At 68.9% G+C, this 14,591-nt stretch carries 13 protein-coding genes; 9 read left to right on the top strand and 4 right to left on the bottom strand.

The window, feature by feature from the left end:
* Positions 1 to 20: 20 nt before the first annotated feature.
* From JK358_RS09535 to JK358_RS09520, 4 genes are all read right to left on the bottom strand, one after another.
* Positions 21 to 776 (bottom strand): alpha/beta fold hydrolase, encoded by a 756-nt coding sequence (locus JK358_RS09535; RefSeq protein ID WP_201945689.1) that lies wholly within the window; start codon positions 774 to 776, stop codon positions 21 to 23.
* Positions 777 to 870: 94 nt separating this feature from the next.
* Positions 871 to 1,620 carry an SDR family oxidoreductase gene (locus tag JK358_RS09530; protein ID WP_201945681.1) on the bottom strand — a complete coding sequence of 250 codons (750 nt, stop codon included), beginning with the start codon at positions 1,618 to 1,620 and terminating at the stop codon, positions 871 to 873.
* Positions 1,621 to 1,654: 34 nt separating this feature from the next.
* Positions 1,655 to 1,879, bottom strand: a complete 225-nt coding sequence (locus JK358_RS09525; protein WP_201945679.1) for a DUF397 domain-containing protein — start codon at positions 1,877 to 1,879, stop codon at positions 1,655 to 1,657.
* Positions 1,880 to 2,023: 144 nt separating this feature from the next.
* On the bottom strand, positions 2,024 to 2,398 hold the full coding sequence (locus JK358_RS09520) for an Rv1352/Rv1906c domain-containing protein (protein ID WP_307817415.1): 375 nt from the start codon (positions 2,396 to 2,398) through the stop codon (positions 2,024 to 2,026).
* A gap of 209 nt (positions 2,399 to 2,607) precedes the next feature.
* Between JK358_RS09520 and JK358_RS09515 the strand changes: the two genes are divergently transcribed.
* The 9 genes from JK358_RS09515 (at position 2,608) to JK358_RS09475 (ending at position 14,307) form a co-directional block, all read left to right on the top strand.
* The gene (locus JK358_RS09515) at positions 2,608 to 3,186 is read left to right on the top strand and encodes a sigma-70 family RNA polymerase sigma factor (RefSeq protein WP_201945678.1); all 579 of its coding nucleotides are present in this window, start codon (positions 2,608 to 2,610) and stop codon (positions 3,184 to 3,186) included.
* Between the two features lie 186 nt (positions 3,187 to 3,372).
* Complete coding sequence (locus JK358_RS09510) at positions 3,373 to 3,966, top strand: hypothetical protein (RefSeq protein WP_201945675.1); 594 nt, start codon at positions 3,373 to 3,375, stop codon at positions 3,964 to 3,966.
* Positions 3,950 to 4,552, top strand: a complete 603-nt coding sequence (locus JK358_RS09505; protein WP_232851023.1) for a DUF6529 family protein — start codon at positions 3,950 to 3,952, stop codon at positions 4,550 to 4,552. Before JK358_RS09510 ends, JK358_RS09505 begins: the two co-directional genes overlap by 17 nt.
* Positions 4,553 to 4,702: 150 nt before the next feature.
* Positions 4,703 to 5,140 carry a QcrA and Rieske domain-containing protein gene (locus JK358_RS09500; protein ID WP_201945673.1) on the top strand — a complete coding sequence of 146 codons (438 nt, stop codon included), beginning with the start codon at positions 4,703 to 4,705 and terminating at the stop codon, positions 5,138 to 5,140.
* Between the two features lie 313 nt (positions 5,141 to 5,453).
* Positions 5,454 to 7,274 (top strand): N-acetylmuramoyl-L-alanine amidase, encoded by a 1,821-nt coding sequence (locus tag JK358_RS40610; RefSeq protein ID WP_201945670.1) that lies wholly within the window; start codon positions 5,454 to 5,456, stop codon positions 7,272 to 7,274.
* 310 nt (positions 7,275 to 7,584) lie between these two features.
* Positions 7,585 to 8,601, top strand: a complete 1,017-nt coding sequence (locus JK358_RS09490; RefSeq protein WP_201945663.1) for a DUF7159 family protein — start codon at positions 7,585 to 7,587, stop codon at positions 8,599 to 8,601.
* A 145-nt stretch (positions 8,602 to 8,746) separates the two neighbouring features.
* Positions 8,747 to 9,757, top strand: coding sequence for an AurF N-oxygenase family protein (locus tag JK358_RS09485; RefSeq protein WP_201945660.1), 1,011 nt, complete (start codon positions 8,747 to 8,749; stop codon positions 9,755 to 9,757).
* 19 nt (positions 9,758 to 9,776) lie between these two features.
* Positions 9,777 to 11,363 carry an FAD-dependent oxidoreductase gene (locus JK358_RS09480; protein WP_201945658.1) on the top strand — a complete coding sequence of 529 codons (1,587 nt, stop codon included), beginning with the start codon at positions 9,777 to 9,779 and terminating at the stop codon, positions 11,361 to 11,363.
* A gap of 622 nt (positions 11,364 to 11,985) precedes the next feature.
* Complete coding sequence (locus tag JK358_RS09475; RefSeq protein ID WP_201945656.1) at positions 11,986 to 14,307, top strand: Hsp70 family protein; 2,322 nt, start codon at positions 11,986 to 11,988, stop codon at positions 14,305 to 14,307.
* The last annotated feature ends 284 nt before the right edge of the window (positions 14,308 to 14,591 follow it).

The raw sequence follows: 14,591 nt of genomic DNA, 5'->3' as shown, positions 1-14,591 counted from the left end.
CTTCGGTCCGGCCGCCGCCGCTATTTCAGGAATTCGACCAGGGCGGCGGCGAAGCCGGGGTCCATGGTGGCGGCGAGGTGATCGCCCGGGACCAGGGCGAGGCGGGCGTCCGGGAAGGCTTGGGCCAGGCGTTCGGGTTCGGCGGCGAAGGGGTCCTCGGTGCCCGCCAGGACCAGGGTCGGCACGGTGACGCCCGCGACGGTGTCGACGGGCGCGGCATTGAGGCCCCTGGCGATCACCGCGATGGCGTCGCGGTCCGCGCCGACGGCGTCGGCCAGCACCCGGAACTGGGCGGCGTGCGGGTTGGTGGCGGCCGAGCCGTCGCCGCGCATGACCGTGCTGATGTCCTCGGCGTCGATCACGCGCCAGTCGATGCCGCCGCAGTCCACCACGCCGGACCCGACACCGCTCACGACCAGGCGGCGGACCCGTTCGTCGGCGTCGGCGACCAGCAGGGAGATGATCGCGCCCATCGAATAGCCCACCAGCGCAACCTCTTCCAGGCCGAGCTCGTCGAACAGCGCGCGCACATCCGAGGCCATCGCGCCCCAGGAGTAGCGGGCTGGATCGTGCGGTTTCTCGGAGCGGCCGTGGCCGCGCGCGTCGAGGGAGATGATGTGGTGCCCGGCGGCCTGCAGCGCGGCGACCACGCCCACGCTCATCCAGTTGGCATTCGTATCGGCGACGATGCCGTGCTGCAGCACGACCGGCGTCCCCTCGCCCTCCCACACCGTGTAGTTGAGCTCCAAGCCGTCCCAGGTGGTGAACTTCGCCATCGCGCCGATCCTAGCCGCGTGCATCGTCGTTGCGGCAGGGTTCGGCCGGAATCCGCTGTAGCGGTCCCGCCTGCGAGGGGTGCCGGGGCGCAGCTCAGCCCATCCGTGCCATGACCGCGCGCGGCAGTCGCGGCATGACGAAATCCAGTACCCGCCAAGGCCATTCGGGCACGCAGGCGCGAACGGCCTCGCGTTCGATGGCGGCGACCATGGAATTCACGCCCTTGTCCAGTGGCGCGACGAGTTTCGCGTCCCCCGCCTTGGCGGACATATCGGTGGCGATGAATCCCGGTTGCACGGTGCTGACCTTCAGCGGGGTGCCGCGCAGTTCGATCGCCAGCCCTTCGCCGAGTGCCGACAGCCCGGCTTTGCTGGCCGAATACGCGGCCTTCTTCCCGGGCAGCCCGCGCACCGCGCTCATGGACGAAATCAGCACCAGATGCCCGGAATTCTGCTCCCGGAAAATACTCATGGCGGCTTCGGCCTGCGCCAGCGCGCTCACGAAATTCGTGGTGGCCGTGGCGATATTGGCATCCGCGCGCCCGGTGCCGATGCGCGCGCCCTTACCGATTCCCGCGTTCACGATGACCCGGTCGAGCCCGCCGAGCTCCTCCTTCAGCTCGGCGAACACCTTCGGGATCGCCGCGTGATCGTCGACATCGAGCGCCCGCACCGCCACCGTGATGCCCGGGTGGGCGGCGAGCAGTTCGGCGCGCAACTCCTCCAGGTTGGACACCCGCCGCGCGCACAGGGCCAGGTCGCGGCCGCGCCGCGCGAACTCGCGGGCCATGCCCGCGCCCAGTCCCGAACTCGCACCCGTGATGAGGATCTTGCGCCGCGTCATGCCGTCACCCTAGCGGGTGCGGCGGCCTCGACGGCTAGCCCAGATCGTCGAATTCTCCGGCCTTGCACCCGGCGATCCACGCGGCCATCTCGGTCCGGCGGAACACCAGTGCGCCCGCCGTCACGTTCTTGCTGTCCCGAACGGCGACCGTGCCGTCGGGCAGCACCGCCAGTTCGACGCATTCGCCGTTGGGGCCGCTGTAGCTGCTCTTACGCCATTGGACGGATGTATGTCGCGGGGACGGTTCAGGATTGGTCATGTTCGCACCTTCGGTAGCGCTGTAGGTGGTACGGCGTCGTTGCCGGAGGGATCGCCGCACGAATGCGGTGATCCCGTCGCTGAGTACCCAATTCGGCGATGCCTACAGCGAATTCCGTTTACCCCAATGGAATTGGACGTGTCATCAACCGAAGGAACCGGTGGATACCGGCGGCACCATACGCCACGTCCCGCAGTTCTCGGTGCTGAATGCGACATCGGTCGATTTGATCTCCACCCGCGTCGGATGCTGACGGGTGTAATCGCTGGCGATGATGTAGTAGTTCGGATCCTTGGGGATATCGGTATCGGTCTGGACTTTCCACAGTCGCCGCCACCAGCAGCCCTGTTCGTTCGGCGTCCCGGCCGATTCGTAGGTGCCCGGCCGGATGTCGATATTGACCAGGTAGAGCCCGTCGCCGGAGATTTCGGCGGCGGGGTCGGCGGCGGCGAGGCCGGTCGCCGTCAGAGTCAGCGCGGAAGCCATGGCCCCCGTGATCGCGAGCGCGCGTGCACGCACAGTGTCCTCCCTTGCGTATTTTCCGCCCGGCGTCCCGTCACGGGCGGCGTGGGTGATCCCCGCATCTCCCGGGAGGGGTCTATCAGAAATCGTCCGTGATTTCGGGCAGAACGGAGAAATTCATGCCGACCGGTACGGCGTTTCCACCGTTACGGAAATGGGCAATGATCACCGATGCTCTTTTCGGCCGCCCCGACGATATTCAGGGCATGAGAAGACTCCGACCCCTCGGGGCCAGCACCTCCACCGGCCCGCCCACCTGCACCGAACGCTGTGCCCGCCTGTGCACGAACGACGGCCTGGCCGATGTGCTCGCCGCCGACAAAGCCCTGCTGCACTGGCGGGCCATGCGCCGCCTCGGTGATACCGGCATCGCCGAACACGCCGTTCAGGAAACCCTGCTGCGGGCCTGGAAAGCCTGCGCCACCTACAACCCCGACCGCGGCAGCGTCCGCACCTGGCTGCTCACCATCGAGCGCAATGTCCTCACCGATATCGCCCGGGTGCGCGCCACCCGGCCCGGCGACACCAACTGGGACGAGATCAGCGAACTCACCGAGGGGCGCAATGCCCGGCCCGATTTCGCCGAATCCATCACCGACGGCCTGCTGGTCGACGAACTCCTCGCCCACCTTCCCGACCCGCAGCGGGACGCCGTCGTCCAGGTGATCCTGCGCGACCGCGCCTACCATGACGTCGCCCAGGACCTGGGCATCCCGGTGGGCACCGTGAAAACCCGTGTGCACTACGCACTCCGCTCGCTACGCCAGCTTCCGATCAGCGCGTAAGAGCATTCGACGACGCGGCGCTAGGGCAGTAGCGCCGACACCCTCCCGTGAGATTCGAATCCCGCACCAACCGTTATGTATGCCGTCAACGGGCCTTACGGTCCCGCGCCGCGACAGCCCGTGCTTTCCAGGGTCGTCAGCGCCGAATTCCCCGATACTTGAATCCGATCCGAGCAGGAGTAACCGATGAAACGCGCCGGGCCTTATCTCACGCTAGCCGCCGCGGCCGTTCTCGGCGGCGGACTGCTGGTCACCAATACTCTCACCGGGCTGAACCGGGACGCGAACACCGCGGGCACCGCCACCGCCCCGGCGTCGCCGGGCGCGAGCACGGTGGTGAACTTCCCGCAGGACGCCGACTACGTCACCGAGATCGCCACGGATTCCCGGCCCATCACCCTGTCGCTGACCGTCACCGGGGTGAAGGCCGTCGGCTACGCCTGCGACGGGGCCTCGGTGGAGAACTGGATGCGCGGCGCGGCCGAAGCCGGTCGAATGGTTTTGAAAGGCAACAACTCTCAGCTCGAAGGCACCCTGGTCGGGGACGCGCTGAAAGGCACGCTGACGCTGGGGGAGCGCACCTACGACTTCCTCGCGCCACCCGTGCAGCCGCCCGCCGGGCTCTACCTCGCGCAGACCGCGAACGGGCGGGACAGCTGGATCGTCGGCCCGGACGGCTCGGTCACCGGAGTCCGCCGCGCGCCCGACGGAAGTACCTCGCCCGCACCGGATCTCGCGCCGAACGCACGGAAGGTCGACGGCGATGACGACGATTTCTAACCCGGCATCCCAACCGCCGCAGGGCAATTCGGCGCAGGGCGGTTCGGCGCAGCGCGCGACCACCGGGGCCATCCTGCTGATCGTGCTGGCGGGCGCGGGCATCGCGCTGTCGCTGGGCGTCTACGGCGCGGTGCACCAGCCGCGCGGATACGCCGTCAGCCTGGCCGGATTCTCCAGTCCCGGCGCGGTGAAATCCTGGCTCGCCACGGTGGTGGTGCTGCTGGCCGCGAGTCAGGACGTGAGCGCGCTGATCATGTACCGGCTGCTGCCGGGAGTCCGCGGCGGACGCTGGGCCTCGGTGTGGCACATCTGGTCGGGGCGGCTGGCCGTGCTGATCAGCCTGCCGGTCGCGGTGCACTGCCTCTACGCCTTCGGGTTCGAGTCCTACACCACCCGGGTGCTGGTGCACTCGCTGCTCGGCTGCCTGGTCTACGGCATCTTCGTCACCAAGATGCTGCTGCTCACCCGCACGGGGCTGCCGGGTTGGGTGATTCCGGTGGCCGGCGGGCTGCTGTTCACCGGATTCGTGGGGCTGTGGTTCACCTCGGCGGTCTGGTTCTTCCGGGTCAAAGGGTTCACGGCCTGAACGCCCGCGAATCGTGACCCGGAGCATCCGGCCCCGCCTCGCCGCACGGGCGGTGAACCCCGCGGCGGCCTGACACGTCGAATATGTAAGCGCTCGTCGAGAAATACGTGGCCGACCGCACCGGTCTGCCTGGATCCAGGAGTACAGCCCATGACCGCAGATATCCCCGGCCTCCGTCTGGACCGGCGCACCGCGCTGGTCGTCACCGGAGCCGCCGCCACCGCACTCACCGTCGCCGCCTGTGACAGCTACGGGACGAACGAGGCCGCCTCGACCGCTCCCCAGGGCGGCGGGCCGGGCCAGCAGCAATCCGGTGAACTCGCCACCACCTCGGAGGTGCCGGTGGGTGGCGGTGTCGTCAAGGGCGACACCATCATCACGCAGGCCACCGCGGGGAACTTCCAGGCTTTCTCGAATGTGTGCACGCATCTCGGCTGCAAGGTGAACGCGCCGGCCGACGGCACGATGGTGTGCCCGTGCCACAACAGTGTTTTCGGGCTCGACGGGTCGGTGCAGAGCGGTCCGGCCGGGCGGCCACTGGACAGTCGTGGCATCCGGGTCGAGGGGGACCGCATCTTCTCGGCGTAGCGGCTGTTTCCCTCGGGGCGAGTCCGGCTGGTTCGTGTGGACCGGCCGGATTCTTCGTTGCTGACACGCCAGGCCGTACGGCGTATGGCCGGTGTGTTCCGCTGCGTGCGGGATTCTCGCAAGGACCGGGCCGATTCGATTTGCTCGTGTCCGCGAGTTCTTCGGTGTCGGACAACGTTTAGCTGTCTGACCACGTGTAACAGTTCGATCGCAGGGCTTGCTAGATGGTAACTAGTGTTGCCAGAGTAAACAGCTGGGTTTGGTGTTACTAGTGGGAAGGGAGGGGCGCTCCTCCCGCGAGCGCCGTCCGCTTATGAAGCCGAGCAATATCAAGGCCGGCATCTACACCGCCGTCACGGCCGCGGCATTCTCGACGGTGACCGGGCTCATTCCGGTCGCCGCGCAGGCTGCACCCGCACTGCCGGACATGCCCCAGAAACTGCAGGGCAAGACGGTCTTCCTCGACCCCGGTCATCAGGGGCCCAACCACAACATCGATGTCGCGAAACAGGTCAGCGACGGTCGCGGCGGCAGCAAAGCCTGCCAGACCTCCGGCATGACCTCCCTGCACGGCATCCCCGAGCACACCATCAACTGGAATGTCGCGCAGTTGGTGCGTACCTCGCTGGAGGGCCTCGGCGCGAGGGTCGTCATGAGCCGCCCCGACGACACCGGTTGGGGCGGCTGCATCGACGACCGCGCCCGTGCCGCCAACGAATCCGGGGCCGATGTCGCGCTCAGCATCCACGCCGACAGCGCGGATCCAGGTCAGCGCGGTTACCACCTGATCGTCCCGCAACTGCCGATACCGGACGCCAAGGCGAACGAGGTGCAGTCCGGCGCGGGGTTGTCCGCGAGCCGCGCCATGCGAGACGCGTACGCGCAGGCCGGTTTTCCCGCCGCCGGCTACAACGGGGCGGTCGACGGCATCCAGATCCGCAACGACGTGGCGGGTCCGGCGCTCACCCAGGTGCCCGACATCTTCCTGGAGATGGGCAACGGCGCGAACGCCGAGGACGCCCAGCAGCTGGAAACCCCCGAGGGGCAGCTGCGGCACGCCGTGACCATCACCACCGGGCTGGTGTCCTACCTGCTCGGGCTGTCGGTTCCGCCGACCGAACTCGACGCCCAGGCGGCACCGGGCCAGCCTGCCGTCGAATCCGAAAAGCCCGCAACGGATTCCGGGGCCGCGGCACCACAGACCAACGGTGGCGCACAACCCGCCGCTCCGGCCCCGCAGCCCCATGCCGCCGCTCCGGCCCCCGCGGTGGACCCCGCCCCGGCGGCGCCGCAGGCGCAGCAGGGGACGGAACCACAGGCCGCGCAGCCGCAAGCCGCGCAACCACAGGCCGCGCAACCGCAAGCGGCGCAGCCGCAAGCCGCCCAGCCCCAGGCCGATGTGAAGGTGGACGCCCAGCCGCAGGCCGCCGCGCCGGCTCCGCCGAACGCGGCCGCACCGGCGGAAGTGCCTCAGCCACAAGCCAATCCGCAGGCTGCCGGGCAGCCGCAGGGCGGGCAACCGGCCGCCCCGCAGGCGGACGGCCAGGCGCAGGCCGCGCAGCCCCAGGCTGCCGGCGCCCCGGCTCCGCAGGCTCAGCAGCAACCGGCGGGGCAGCCGGGCGCTCCGCTGCCGCAGGCGGCGCAGCCGGTGCTTCCGGCGCAGGCTCCGGCCGGTGAGCCGCAACTCGGCAACGCCGTCCTGAGTTTCCCGCTGCTGTCGGATATCAGGCCCGTCTCCGCTCCGGCCGAACCGCAGGCGAATCCGGGTGCGGCCCAGCCGAATGCGGGTGCGGCGATCCCGAATGCCGGTGCGGCCCAGCCGAATGCCGGTGCCCAGATTCCGAACGCCGGTGCCGCGCAGCCCAATGCCGCCGCTCCGCAACAGAATCCGGCGGTTTCCCCGCAGGCCAACCAGGGCCCCAAGGGGCATCCGGGCTCGCAGTCGCCGTCCACCGCCGACACGAACCCCAAGAGTGAGAACCCGGATCTCCAATCCATGGGCACCCTGGTTCAGCTCGCGGTCAAGTTCCTCAACCCCCTGGCCAAAATGCTCACCGGCCAGAACGGCATCGCCGCGGATCTGGTCAACCTGGCCTACAGCGTCGTCTCCGTCCTCATGAGCTCCGCGAAATAGTCCCGCTCCGACATCGCCCCCGCCCGGAAACCTCCGGAGCGGGGGCGATTCTCGTCCGGGCCGCCACCTGTGACCCATTGTCGACGGACCGGTCTTTTGGGTTATCTCGGGCAAACATGTCGCGATCGGCGGGGGCGGGGGAGGTGTCCGGGGTTGCCTGCCTGGACAGTGCGGTTGTCGGGCGGGGGAGGCGCACGTGCGGACAACCGGGTGTCCGCTCCTTGGCAAGCATCCGGCGCAGGAGTTGCATGAATTGCGGGTCGGGTCAGGGTGGCTGGCGCAAAACGGCTCGTCGATCGAGGTGGATGAGATGGCGTTCGGTGTGGGCTTGAGTATCGGCACGGTCAATACGGTGTGCGCGACAGCGGCCGATCGATCCGGTAAGAATCCGCAGGGGAAACGGGGCGCACCGCCCACCACCTGGCGCACCACACTCACCTTCGACAGTTCCGGGACGGCCCGGGTCGGGCGCATTCCCCGGCACGGGCGGGTCATCACCGAATTCGCCGATCTGACCCAGCGTGGGGGGCCGGTCGCGCGGGTCGGTCACCGGGCACTGTCCGCCGCGGATCTCGTTGCGACCGTGGCGGACAGCGTCATCAAGGAGGTGCTGGGGAAGGCTCCGGCGGGGCTCAGTGGGGACACCGGCATCGTGGTGACCCATCCGGCCGGGTACTCCGTGAATCTGGTGACCGACCTGCGCACCGCGCTCGAGGGCGTCGGCCTCACCGCCGCCGAACTGCTCGCCGAACCCATCGCCGCCGCCACCTGGCTCGAGGCCAACCGCGGTCCCCTCATGCCCGGTCTCGCCCTCATCTACGATCTCGGCGGCTCCGGCTTGAACGTCACCCTGGTCCGGGTCGGCGCGGGCGCCCCGAGCAACCCCATCGTCGGATTGCCCTTGCACTCGGCCGATTTCGGCGGCCGCGCCTTCGGCGCCCTGGTGGCCAAGCGCCTGCGCCGCGGCCCCGACGCCCCGGTCATCTCCCGCGTCATGTCCGATTCCGATACGGGGGAGCTGCGCGCCGAGCACATCCGGCAATCCCTCGACCTGGTCTACGAATCCCTGCGCATCGCCGATGTCACCATGGCCGATGTCGACCGGGTCCTCGTGGTCGGGGGCGCGGCTCGCCCGCCGGAAGTGGCCGAGGTCCTGGCCAAACAGTTGGCCCGTCCCGTCATCGTGGCCCCCGACCCCGAACGCACCATCGCCGACGGCGCGGCCATCGCCGCCCGTCGCGCGGTCATCGCCCACGACTCGGCGACCCACCGCCACCACTCGCTGACCGGCTTCCTCCGCCGCGTCACCCGCGTCGCGGCCCTCTGAAACCGGCTACCAGTCGGTATATGCCCTATTAATAGGGCGCTCGTCGCTGACACGTGCAAGCATCTTGCTAGCACTTGTTGACGTAACTCCGGTTTGGTGTAACCATGGGAAACAGATACCGCCACTGACTGGAGAGGTGACGACGATGTCTCCGACCACCACCCCGACCGACGACCCTGTGGTTGCCGAAGCGCTGGAGTACGCGAACAAGCTCCTGCTGCTGTCGGAAGGCTCGGTGAACCGTAGCTTCGACCCCTACGAGGACATCGACTGGGAAAACCCGGACTTCGACGCCAACACCAAGCCCGAGCGCTGGATCCTCCCCGGCTCCGCCGACCCGCTGGGCCGCCACCCCTGGTACATGGCCCTCACCGACGAGCAGAAGATCGAGATCGGCAAGTACCGCCAGGCCAATGTCGCCAAGGTCGGCCTGCAGTTCGAGTCGATCCTGATCTCCGGCATGGTCAACCACACCTTCTCCCTGGCCAACGGTGACCCGGAGTTCCGGTACTGCACCCACGAGATGGCCGAAGAGCTCAACCACACCCTGATGTTCCAGGAGATGGTGAACCGCATCGGCGCCGACGTTCCCGGCATGGGCCCGCTGGTCCGCCAGCTTCGTCACCTGGGCGTGCCCGTCGCGGTCATGTTCCCCAACCTGTTCTTCATGGCCGTGCTCGCCGGCGAGGAGCCGATCGACCACATCCAGAAGCAGATCCTGCGTTCGGGTGAGGAGGTGCACCCGATCATGCGCGGCGTCATGTCCATCCACGTCGCCGAGGAGGCGCGCCACATCTCCTTCGCGCACGAGTTCCTCAAGCATCACGTGCCGGAGCAGGGCGCCCCGCAGCGCTTCGTGCTCTCGATCGCCATGCCGATCGTCATGTTCATCCTGGGCCGTTCCATCGCGACCCCGCCCAAGAAGTTCTTCCAGGAGTTCGACATCCCGGAGAAGGTGCGCAAGGAACTGTTCTACGGCTCCAAGGAAGCCAAGCAGGTCTTCGCCGACTACTTCATCGACGTGCGGGCCCTGGCCCACGAGATCGGCCTGATGAACCCGATCGCCAAGCGCGTGTGGAAGGTCCTCGGCATCGACGGCCCCGCTTCGCGCTACCGCTCCGAGCCGATCCGCGGCGCTTCGCACTCGGCCGCCTGAGAACGAGGGGATTCGTACAGTGCCGTACGTTGTCACCCAGTCGTGCTGCAGTGATGCCTCCTGCGTGTACGCCTGCCCGGTCAACTGCATCCACCCCACCCCGGACGAACCGGACTTCCGCACGGCCGAAATGCTGTACGTGGATCCGCAGGCCTGCGTGGACTGCGGCGCCTGCGCCACCGCCTGCCCGGTGGACGCCATCGTGTCCTCGAAGAAGCTGACCGCGGAACAGAAGCCGTTCATCGAGATCAACGCTGATTTCTACCGGCACGAGCGGCCGCGGCCGCTGCTGGCCCGGCCGATCCCGGCCCCGGAGGTCAAGCCCGGACGCGAGCCGCTGCGGGTGGCCATCGTGGGTTCGGGTCCGTCGGCCATGTACGCGGCCGACGAATTGCTCACGCAGCACGGCGTTTCGGTGACGGTGCTCGACCGGTTGTCCACGCCGTACGGTCTGGCGCGCTTCGGCGTGGCGCCCGATCACACCAAGACCCGTCAGGTGAGCAAGCTGTTCGACGTGATCTCGGCGCAGCCGGGATTCGGCTCGTACCTGAATGTGGCTGTGGGCGAGCATGTTTCGCATGCCGAGCTGCTGGCCTCGCATCACGCCGTGATCTACGCCGTGGGCGCGTCCGCCGACCGCAAGCTGGATATCGAGGGGGAGGGGCTGCCGGGCAGCGTCTCCGCCACCGAGTTCGTGGCCTGGTACAACGGGCATCCCGATCAGGCCGGCCGGCACTTCGACCTGTCGCAGCGCCGCGCCGTGATCGTCGGCAACGGCAATGTGGCGCTGGATGTGGCGCGCATTCTCACCACCGATCCGGAACTGCTGACCGGCACCGATGTCGCGCCGCGCGCGCTGGCGGCGTTGCGGCGCAGCCGGATCGAGGAAGTGGTGGTGCTGGGTCGTCGCGGTCCGGCCGAATCCGCTTTCACCGTGCCGGAATTCGTGGGCCTGCTGGGCGCGGACGTGGATATCGTCGTCGAGGGCGAGATTCCGGAGTACACGCCGGATATGCCGCAGAAGATCGAGCACAAGCTGAAGTTGTTGCGCGGCTTGGCGGATCGGCCGGTGGGCGGGCGCAAGCGGATCGTCTTCCGGTACCTGTCCGCGCCGACCGCCCTCGCGGGCGACGATCGGGTGACCGGTGTCGTGGTGGCGCGCAACGAGCTCGTCACCGATGCCGATGGCGTGGTGCGGGCGGTCGCGACCGGCGAGGTGGAGACCCTGGAGGCCGGTCTGGTGCTGGCTTCGGTGGGCTACCGCGGTGTTCCGCTGGCGGGGCTGCCGTTCGACGAGCGGGCCGGGATCATTCCGAACCTGGATGGCCGGGTGCTCGAAACGGCGGGCGGTTCCGTGGTTTCCGGTACGTATGTCACCGGCTGGATCAAGCGGGGACCGACCGGTTTTATCGGCACGAACAAGTCCTGCGCTCAGCAGACGGTGCGGCAACTGGTGGACGACTTCAATGCCGGTCGCCTGGCCGAACCCGCGGGGGACGCACGGGATTTCGACCGACTGGTCGGCGAGCGTCAGCCGCACGCCGTGCGCGGCGGTGCGGTGAACAGGCCGCGACGTGCGCTGAAGCTGTTGGTGCGCAGTCGATAACGCGCACAATTCCGTACAAACGGCACAAACCGCCGCATGCGAACCGGTTCGCATGCGGCGGTTGACGTTTCAGGGCAGCTGTCAGGGGTATCCGCCCGCAGTGCGGCTGCGAATCCGTTGTACGCGAGTCCATCATGTGTGGGTTGCGTAGAGCGCGGTGTAATGCCGCGCGGGCATTGTGCGACTTCCCCTGTGTGGAGGTTGAATTCGGTGTCGCTGGGAGCTGAACGGTTATCCCGATAAGGGAAACCTTGGTGAGCTACCTACCAGCGACGGTAATCGACTGCGGCGTACGGACGTTGCGGTTTTCTTTTTCGGACACTTCTCACATACCGGTTGGTTTTAATAAGTCGTTCGCTGTGCTGTTGCCACGCGAGCGCATTCGGTCATGTGTCTTGGCGTCCAGTTCGATTCGATCTTGCAGTGACAGTTGCCTGACCAGTGGATTCGCTACCTTCGCTACTGGACGCGAAATCTTTTCTGTTAATTCGATATTCATGTCCGGCATGAGCCAGTTAACCTGAACGCGCTGTTTGGTAAACGACCGCGACCACAGGGTTGTGATGCCGTGAGGCCGTGGTCTCGGTGCGTTGACGGGATAGCGATGACTGTTGGCTTTGGTATGAGCATCGGCACAGTGAACTCCGTGTGGGCCACGACCTCCGGTGATCGGACCCGGCCGGGCGTGCGCGTACGGCGCACCGCCGTCACCTTCGACAGCGCCGGCGGGCCGCGCATCGGCGGCATCCCCCGATTCGCCCCCGTGGTCACCGATTTCGCCGACCTCACCGCCGAACCGGATCCGGTGGTCGTCGGCGGGCGCATCTGGTCGCCCGCAGATCTGGTGGCCGCCGTGGTGAACGGGCTCATCGCCGCCAACGCGCCCGAGGATCCGGCCGTAACCACCTATCCCGCTTGCTATTCCGACAAGCACGTCACCCGGTTGCGGCGGGCGCTGGACTGGTCCGGCGCGGCCGACGTGCTGCTCATGCCCGAACCCGTCGCGGCGGTGGAGTGGCTGGATCACGAACACGGGATCTCCGAGGGCGGCCTCACCCTCGTCTACGACCTGGGCGGCAACAGCCTCGACATCGCGGTGGTGCGCACCGAGGCCGATCGCGACGAACGCGGCATTCTCGGTAGGGCCGAACGCTCCCACGAATACGGCGGGCGGCACCTCGGCGCACTGCTGGCGCGGTACGCCCGCAGCATCGCACCCGGTGCGCCGCAACCCGTTTCAGCCGTCGTCCCGGCCTCCGACACGAATCGCCTGCGCTGCTGGCACATTCGCAATTCGCTACGGCTCGTCCGCGCCTGCGTGCACCGCACCGGCCTGGAACTGGACGATATCGACCGCGTCCTGCTCATCGGCGGCGCGGCCCGCCCCGGCGAGGTGGCGCGCGTCCTGTCCGACCTCGGCCGCCCGGTCGTCATGTCGCCCGACCCGGCGCACACCGTCGCGGTCGGCGCGGCCATCGCCGCCTACCGCAGTGTCGACACCGGCTCGGCCATCGGCCGCTACGCTCCGCGCGCGGCCGTATTCTCCGGCGCCGCAGTGGCTTCCGCCCTCGCCATGTCCGCCGCCACGGTTCTCGGCGGCCCCGCGGGCATCCCGCCCGGCCTCCAGGCCGCCCCCATCCCCAACCCCCCGAGCGCCGGCCCCGGCGACGTCCTCGTCTTCGACGATGTCGCGACCCCCGGCACCCGCCCCCACGCGATCACCAACGCCGCGGTCTCCACCCGCACCTACGGCCCCTACACCCCCGGCACCGCCCCCACGCACTCCGGCGGCACCAACCGGATTACCAGCGCCGGCCCCGGCAGCCGCTGTGAACCACGCGACGACTCCGGCGGCACCTACGCCAACCCGGCCGACTTCACCAACCCCATCCCCTTCCTCACGGTGTCCTCCCGCTTCCCCCGGACCTTCGGCACCCTGCCCTCCATCAGCCTCCCCGGCCGAGTGGTCAACCAGCCCCAGCAGCCCGGTCCCGGCACGCCGGGCGCTGAAACCCCCGGCACCCCCGGCTCCGAAACCCCCGGCGGCGGACCGATTTCCGGTGAGGGCCCGACTGCCCCCGCCCCGGGTACCACCCCCGATCCCGGAACAACCCCCGCCGATCCCGTAGCGGGCGGCACCCCCGGCACGCCGGGCGCCGAAACCCCGGGCGGCGGAACAACTCCCGGCACTCCCGGCACCGGCAACCCCGGCACCGGCGACCCCGCGGGCGGCGGAACTCCCGGCGGCGGAACCCCTTCCGGTGATCCAGCTGCGGGTGGCACCCCGGGCGGTACCCCCTCGGATGGTTCCACCGGCGGCACACCCGGTGCAGGCGACCCGGGCGGCACCGGCGGCGGCACACCTGGCGGCGACACGTCCACCGGTGGCGGTGGCGGCACCGGCGGTAGTGACCCATCGGGCGGCGGCACGGGCGGCAGTGGTGATTCCGGCGGCGGCACCGGTGGCGGCGGCAATACCGGTGGCAGCAATTCCGGTGGTGGTACCGGCGGTACGGGCGGTTCCGGCGGAAGCGACTCCGCGGGCGGCGGTACCGGTGCAGGCGGTTCCGGTGGAACCGGTGCGGGCGGTTCCGGCGCAGGCAATTCCGGCGGCAGCACGGGAGGCGGCGGAAACACCGGCGGCAGCGGCAACACCGGCGGCTCCGGCGGAAGCACCGGCGGCGGTTCGACATCCGGAGGTTCCGGCGGCGGCTCCACCTCGGGCGGCAGCATGTCGGGCGGCGGCTCCCGGGGCGGCTCGGGCGCAGGCGGCACCGGCGGTTCGAACTCCGGCGGACGCGGAAACTCCGGCGGGTCCAACTCCGGCGGCTCAGGTGCTTCCGGAGGGTCTGGCGGCTCGGGTGGATCCGGAGGGTCCGGCGGCTCCGGTGGATCCGGTGGATCCGGTGGGGGAGGAGGCGGTGGCGGTGGTGGCTCCCGCTGACCCCGCCGATTCTCCTGTGGACCGCACCGATTCTCCTGTGGACCGCACCGATCCTCCCGCTGACCGCACCGATCCTTCCTCTGACCCCACCGATCCTGCGCGGAACGATCCGACATCCGAATCTCTGCGTCGAACGATCCGACATCCGTATCCGCAATCTCCCACTCCCGCAAAGGCTCCCACTCCAGGCGGAGGTGCTACCCGGCCTCCGCACCCAGAACGGCCCGGTCAGGCGGAAGGGTCCACCACCTGACCGGAGTCGGCCGCGACCGGCCCACCCCCGC

The organism is Nocardia acididurans (assembly GCF_016741815.1).
In the GTDB taxonomy this organism is placed as follows: Bacteria; Actinomycetota; Actinomycetes; order Mycobacteriales; family Mycobacteriaceae; genus Nocardia; species Nocardia acididurans.
Note: the sequence above shows the minus strand (reverse complement) of the source record. Positions and strands in the feature narration are given on the sequence as shown.

Coding starts and splice junctions, on each gene's coding strand:
- JK358_RS09525 (WP_201945679.1), bottom strand. CDS start 1,879: ATGACCAATCCTGAACCGTCCCCGCGACATACATCCGTCCAATGGCGT.
- JK358_RS09535 (WP_201945689.1), bottom strand. CDS start 776: ATGGCGAAGTTCACCACCTGGGACGGCTTGGAGCTCAACTACACGGTG.
- JK358_RS09505 (WP_232851023.1), top strand. CDS start 3,950: ATGACGACGATTTCTAACCCGGCATCCCAACCGCCGCAGGGCAATTCG.
- JK358_RS09490 (WP_201945663.1), top strand. CDS start 7,585: ATGGCGTTCGGTGTGGGCTTGAGTATCGGCACGGTCAATACGGTGTGC.
- JK358_RS09510 (WP_201945675.1), top strand. CDS start 3,373: ATGAAACGCGCCGGGCCTTATCTCACGCTAGCCGCCGCGGCCGTTCTC.
- JK358_RS09485 (WP_201945660.1), top strand. CDS start 8,747: ATGTCTCCGACCACCACCCCGACCGACGACCCTGTGGTTGCCGAAGCG.
- JK358_RS09500 (WP_201945673.1), top strand. CDS start 4,703: ATGACCGCAGATATCCCCGGCCTCCGTCTGGACCGGCGCACCGCGCTG.
- JK358_RS09475 (WP_201945656.1), top strand. CDS start 11,986: ATGAGCATCGGCACAGTGAACTCCGTGTGGGCCACGACCTCCGGTGAT.
- JK358_RS09515 (WP_201945678.1), top strand. CDS start 2,608: ATGAGAAGACTCCGACCCCTCGGGGCCAGCACCTCCACCGGCCCGCCC.
- JK358_RS40610 (WP_201945670.1), top strand. CDS start 5,454: ATGAAGCCGAGCAATATCAAGGCCGGCATCTACACCGCCGTCACGGCC.
- JK358_RS09530 (WP_201945681.1), bottom strand. CDS start 1,620: ATGACGCGGCGCAAGATCCTCATCACGGGTGCGAGTTCGGGACTGGGC.